The organism is Nostoc sp. S13 (assembly GCF_029379315.1).
Taxonomy (GTDB): domain Bacteria; phylum Cyanobacteriota; class Cyanobacteriia; order Cyanobacteriales; family Nostocaceae; genus Nostoc.
The window spans coordinates 1-5294 of the sequence record NZ_JAQYWQ010000220.1 but is presented as its reverse complement, the minus strand read 5'-3'; the positions used below and the strand labels follow the sequence as shown (position 1 = coordinate 5294).

At 43.8% G+C, this 5294-nt stretch carries 3 protein-coding genes; 1 reads left to right on the top strand and 2 read right to left on the bottom strand.

Annotated elements, in window-relative coordinates; translation table 11 throughout:
• Window positions 1-451: 451 nt before the first annotated feature.
• Window positions 452-2059 carry a bifunctional pantoate--beta-alanine ligase/(d)CMP kinase gene (locus PUQ00_RS32300; protein ID WP_300424043.1) on the bottom strand — a complete coding sequence of 536 codons (1608 nt, stop codon included), beginning with the start codon at window positions 2057-2059 and terminating at the stop codon, window positions 452-454.
• Between the two features lie 224 nt (window positions 2060-2283).
• On the bottom strand, window positions 2284-3384 hold the full coding sequence (locus tag PUQ00_RS32295) for a septal ring lytic transglycosylase RlpA family protein (protein WP_300424042.1): 1101 nt from the start codon (window positions 3382-3384) through the stop codon (window positions 2284-2286).
• Window positions 3385-4298: 914 nt separating this feature from the next.
• On the opposite strand from PUQ00_RS32295, the gene glsA reads away from it, so the two are divergent.
• Entirely contained in the window at window positions 4299-5234 is a 936-nt protein-coding gene (gene glsA, locus PUQ00_RS32290; RefSeq protein ID WP_300424040.1) for a glutaminase A, read from the top strand.
• The last annotated feature ends 60 nt before the right edge of the window (window positions 5235-5294 follow it).

The following is a 5294-nucleotide window of genomic DNA, read 5'->3' as shown; positions in this document are numbered from 1 at the left end:
TTCGCGTCTCTACAAGGGTTCTAGATAACGCATATTTAATTTATGGAGATGTCTAATGAAGATAGCCAATAATAAAATTATCTATTTAGTTTTTAAATCCAGTTTTGAGGATGGTAAGTGATTAAGAATTCAAAATTCACGCATTAAAGATATTTTCAGACGGGGAGCAGCGCCTTGCGGTGAGCCAGTCCGATCTTGGGGGTTTCCCCCATGAGGAACTGGCGAACCCGAAGGGGGGTTCCCCGCGTTGTGGCGACTGCTGAGGATTTAAACCCCGACTAAAACTAAGGCTAGTTGTAGACGTAGTGCAAAGCCAAGCCAGCCCTGTAGACTGGTTTGGCATCTCAGAACTTTGTAACAGAGGGGTCTTAAACCCTTTAATTTACGATAATCACTTACCTACTACCCTTTTACCCTTTGAAACTAAAAAACTAACAGCAAATAGCGGTGATTACCACTGAGATAAACGTTGCTGGTAGTAGTTAACAATTTGTGCCGTAACTTCAGACACGTCCAAGCCATCAGTTTGAACTTCGATCGCATCTGCTGCTTTTTGTAAAGGCGAAACTTTGCGTGTACTATCTTTCCAGTCACGTTCGGCTATGTCACGTTCCAGCTGCTCTAAACTCACTTCGGGTTGACCTTGTTTGTTGAAGTCTTGCTGGCGGCGACGGGCGCGTTCACTCACAGAAGCAGTTAAGAAGATTTTCACTTCGGCATCGGGGAATACGTGAGTACCGATATCCCGTCCTTCAGCTACTAAACCACCTCTTTTACCCCAGTTTTGCTGTTGTTTAACCAGTGCTTGACGTACAGCGGTTTGTGCTGCGATCGCCGATACTTGAGATGTTACCTCAATGGTGCGAATTACCTGGGTAACATCAGTACCGTTAATCCAAACCCGCACGTTCGATTGTAAATCCTGGGTAGGAGTAAGTTCAATTTTACACTGGTTAGTTAATTGGGCGATCGCACACTCATCATCAATAGCAATCCCCTTTTTCATTACTAACCAAGTAACAGCACGGTACATCGCTCCTGTATCTAAATACACTAAACTCAGACTTGCTGCCACTTGACGCGCCACTGTAGATTTTCCAGCACCGGCCGGGCCATCAATGGCGATGATCGGTTGACGTTCGCGCAATATAGTATTGTCAATCAAACGTGTAGCACCAAGACGAGCTGCAATCGCCAACATTCCTTCCTCCTCAACTTTTTCTAAAGACATTAACGTAGTCGGTTCAACCAATTCAATATATTCCACAAAAACCGTGTTGACCATTGCCACTTCTTGCTGTACTACTGCTATCAAGTTGCTGCGATCGCGATCGCCAGCCCGAAACGCAGCTTCAGCTCGTCGCAAGCCGCGATATAACACCGCTGCTTGCTCTTTTGCCGTCACCGTCAAATATTGATTACGAGAACTGAAGGCAAGACCCGACGCTTCCCGTACTATTGGACAAGCAACAATCTCCACTGGCAAATTTAAGTCAGCTACTAAGCGTTTAATAATTGCCAGTTGCTGACCATCCTTTTGACCAAAATAGGCACGATCAGGCTGTACCAAGTTAAAAAGTTTGGTAACAATCGTAGTTACACCCTGAAAGTGACCTAGCCGAGAACGACCACACAAGCCTGTTATCATAGCAGATGGGGGGATAACTTGTGTAACCTTTGATTCTTGTATACTTTTCTGGGGAACTGCCATTTCTTCAGGAGTTGGTGCAAAAATGGCATCTACCCCCGCCTGTTCGCAAAGTTGTTGGTCTTGCTCTAAAGTACGGGGGTAACGTTGATAATCCTCGTTGGGAGCAAATTGCAGGGGATTGACAAAAATACTCACAATCACCGTAGAATTTTCTTGCCGCGCCCGTTGAATCAAGCTTAAATGACCTTGATGCAAATTTCCCATCGTTGGCACCAGACCGACTGCCGTCTGATACCAGCCAGTCATTTCATCTAGTCTCAGATCCTCAGCAACTGCAATCAGGTTGTTTTCTGAGCAGCGTTTAGTTAAATAGCAGCGTAAAGCTGCGACTGTTGTCAGCAGGCGCACAAAAATACCCCTAGTTCTTATCGATCCCTCCCCCGTTAGTTTATATCTGAAATAGAAGGAAGAGATGATTGAGCTAGGGGAATTGTCATGGGGAGTGGGGAGTGGGGAATGAGGAGTCGGAGATGAGGGGATGAGGGGGATGAGGGGATGAGGGGGAGGAATAACTCTTAACTCCTAACCCCTAACTTCCCACTCCCCACTGCCCACTCCCCACTCCCTAATAACTACTTTAAGACTTCAATATGTACTAGTGCCACGCCACTGCCTATCATTCCCAAAATCCGAGCCGCGCCCGCAGACAGGTCTATGACTCGACCCCGAACGAATGGGCCCCGGTCATTAATCCGCACTACTACAGAACGACCATTGCAGGTGTTGGTTACACGAACTTGCGTACCAAAGGGTAAGCTACGATGGGCGGCAGTCATGCCTTCTGGATTGAACCTCTGACCGCTAGCAGTACTATTACCAGAACCATCATAGCCGTAATAGGAAGCCATACCTCTGAAAGAGATTCGCACTCCGCCGATGGAAAGCTCTTGGGGCAGCTTTGGCATTGATATTGGCAGACGCACTGGTAAATTCGCAATTTCTTTTAAGGGAGATGCATTGCCTAGTAGTCTTCGCAGGCGATTGGTTGCTTGTAATGCATCTTCCGCTAGATTATTAGTGGTACCTGCTAATCGCGTACCTTCGTTGATTTCGACCAATTCTTCGCCATTAATTTTGATTATATAGCGATCGCCATCTTGCTGGAGGGGGGCGCTCTTGTTTTGCCCTTGATTGCCAGTAGATTTTGCCCCTGCTTTCCAACTTACGGTAATCTTAGTCCCGTCCACATTTTCCCGGTTCAACTGGTTGATCTTAGCTGCTATTACACCAGCTATCTGAACTGGGTCATTGTCAACAGAGCTAATCTGGTTACTTACATCTGTTACGTTCCCAGTATTCACTCCCTTTAGTGAATTGCTAGCAATAAGGGCATACGATTGTATGCCCTCAGAATTTCCAATTGTACCAACTTTTTTAGTTTCAGGAGTCGTATTTGATACGGAACTCAAAAAGGTGAGAACAGGAATTTTTTTGATAAAAAGGGTTGCCGCTTTACGTCCTCCGATGTTGTGAGAATGAATTTCTGTAATCACAGCATCCAAGGTTTGTTTCCCTGCTGTTGATTGATACTCTCCCACCTTCAGTACATCAGAGGCAGGTGATTTTTGGGAAGCTAGCGGATTTCCCTTGGTCGTTTGAGTGCAACCGACTGTGGGTACTCCCAAAACAGTCATAAACAGGGTAACAGTAGTCCACAAATGTCTTTGATTCATGCGTTCGTTTTTAAAGCGACTGTAGAACTTTTGTTTTATGATTCGTGGGATTTGTCACTTTGTGAAAGTGATTCCCTTCAGAAAAACTCGAACTCGTTCCGCGTTCACTTTGTTATTTATAACTGCAACACATTAACATGAACCTTTTGGCTTGGGGATCAGGGTTTTAGCGTAATTTTAGGCCCCCTTCTGAAATTATAATTCCAATTTTCAGGGCGAAACCTTTCTCAAATGGGGACTTTGGCTATGTAACGCTTTTTTTGGCAAGTCAAAAATTTCTTAAAAAAACTTTACGCTGATTGCACACTAAAGTGACGATACCCTATTAACATCAGTTCTAAAGGCTCGCAACTACCCGTGTATTCTAGATAACATCTATTTTGGCATTTCCTCTAAAGGCTTAATATAAGTTTAATTAAATAACATCGGCATAAATACTTAAAATTACTTATTTAATCAAATGTTTAGATTTACTGATGAATAAGTCGTTATAAGAGTTACATCTGAGATAATTACGCAAATTAGTTTGAGTGTAATATCTTTTTCCCAGTTTTTTCTACTTAGATTAATCATGACTTTTATTCTCCATAACTAGACTGCTTTTAGTAATAAATATCACTTTAAATACTAGTATTACTGAGTATAAAAAAAGGATAATACTCAACTTCATATTTTTTATAATTAATCATGAAAAAATTAGGAAATCTTCGCGATCGCTTGGAGACAACAATCTAATTAGTATCAAAAAGCATGATAACCGGTTTGTATCCTAAGTAATTGCTCAAGGATGATTTTTTAAAGCAAGCTGTCTTTTCAAAAATCTTTGCAACTGTAAGGATGTGCGGCTGTAGACCCCTACTATATATAGTGGATTCGGGAAATACTATCAGCCTGATCACAAACCAAGCACATCTATGTCACAAATAGATCCATCGCCATTAAAAGTTTTTCTCAACGAGTTGCATTCCCAGTACAAGTCAGTGCGGGAGGGTGCAGTAGCGAAATACATTCCCGAACTGGCAAAGGCAAACCCGGACTTGTTCAGCATTTGTATTGTGACAGTAGATGGTCAGGTTTGGAAAGTTGGGGACTGGGAGCAACTCTTTACCATTCAGTCAATTTCCAAGGTGTTTGCTTATGGACTTGCTTTAGAAGATCATGGGCTGGATTATGTTTTGACTAGAGTTGGCGTGGAACCGACGGGGGATGCATTCAACGCGATTATTTTGGATGAGCAATCGAAGCGACCTTATAATCCAATGGTAAATGCAGGTGCGATCGCTACCACCAGCTTAATCAAAGGTTCCGGGCCAACCGAACGCCTCAACCGAATGCTAGATATGTTCCAGCGATATATTGGCCGCGACGTGTTCGTTGACATTTCAGTTTTTACCTCAGAACGCAGTACAGGGCATCGCAACCGCGCAATGGCGCATCTGATGCTCAACTTTGGCATGATTGACCGGAACATTGAAGAGGCGCTGGATCTTTATTTCCAACAGTGTGCTGTGATGGTGAATTGCCAAGACTTAGCGGTGATGGCGGCTACTCTTGGTAACAGAGGTATTAACCCGATTACAAAAGAACGGGCGGTAGATAAGCGTTACATCAAAGATATTTTGAGTGTGATGTATACCTGTGGGATGTACAACTTTGCAGGTGAGTGGGCTTATAAAATTGGGATTCCGGTGAAAAGCGGGATTTGTGGTGGGATTATCGCCGTTGTACCCAATAAGATGGGCATTGGAGTTTTTTCACCCCTGCTGGATGTGCGTGGTAACAGTGTGCGGGGGGTAAAGGTGTGTGAAGAACTTTCCCAACGATTAGGTTTACATCTATTTGATTGTTGAGATTAATTGGGCATTGGGCATTGGGCATTGGGCATTGGGCATTGGGCATTGGGCATTGGG

What these genes read in the sequence shown, in the direction of transcription:
- PUQ00_RS32295 (WP_300424042.1), bottom strand. Translation starts at nt 3,384, where the DNA reads ATGAATCAAAGACATTTGTGGACTACTGTTACCCTGTTTATGACTGTT.
- glsA (WP_300424040.1), top strand. Translation starts at nt 4,299, where the DNA reads ATGTCACAAATAGATCCATCGCCATTAAAAGTTTTTCTCAACGAGTTG.